The sequence below is a fragment of the Mesorhizobium sp. M7D.F.Ca.US.004.03.1.1 genome, assembly GCF_003998635.1.
GTDB lineage: Bacteria > Pseudomonadota > Alphaproteobacteria > Rhizobiales > Rhizobiaceae > Mesorhizobium > Mesorhizobium loti.
Window position 1 is genome coordinate 1 of record NZ_RZQG01001665.1, and the last position, 590, is coordinate 590.

At 62.4% G+C, this 590-nt stretch carries 2 pseudogenes; both read right to left on the reverse strand.

Going from position 1 to position 590, the window contains the following annotated elements:
• Positions 1 to 393: pseudogene (locus EN935_RS39365) on the reverse strand (hypothetical protein); the annotation flags it as partial.
• Positions 386 to 590, reverse strand: a pseudogene (locus tag EN935_RS39370) (hypothetical protein); the annotation flags it as partial. The pseudogenes EN935_RS39365 and EN935_RS39370, both read right to left, overlap by 8 nt.

Here is a 590-nt window from a genome sequence, read left to right on the forward strand (position 1 = left end):
GGCGGGTACTGTGCCCTCGGTGTAAGGCGCCAGCACGCAGCGCGCGCTGATGGCCTTGTCCGTCTTGTCCAGGAACAGGCGCTGCAACGCAGCCTCGGCGGTTTCGCCTGATATGATGTCGAACACCTCGACAAGAGGGTCGGCCGCACCGCCATCGCTGTATTTGATGGCGAGTGCGTTGCCGGCGAACTCGAAATGGATCTGTCGGAAGCCGAAGTCGCAGCGCTGCGCCCAAGCGGCCATGCCGACATTTTTGTCCGTCAGCCTTTCCCAGACGCATTTGTCGATGGGCGGGCGCGACGGCGCCGGCTCGTCCGCCCGCGCCACGGTGATTGTCGTCGCGGATGCAAGCAGGGCGCTGGCCCAGATGATCGATTTCATGGCGCTATTCATCGCTGCATCCTGTCAAAGTGAAGGCATCCCACGCCGAACCATCTGGATTGGCATTGGCGAAATCGGCTCCTTCGGTGAAAGCCACGCCGAAATCAGGCAAGAGCAGCCCTTTAGGCGCGGGTGTCGCTTCGCGCGAATTCAGCTGCTCGGCGCCGCCACCGGTCAAGGCATAGACTTGGCCCATCCAAATCCTGCAC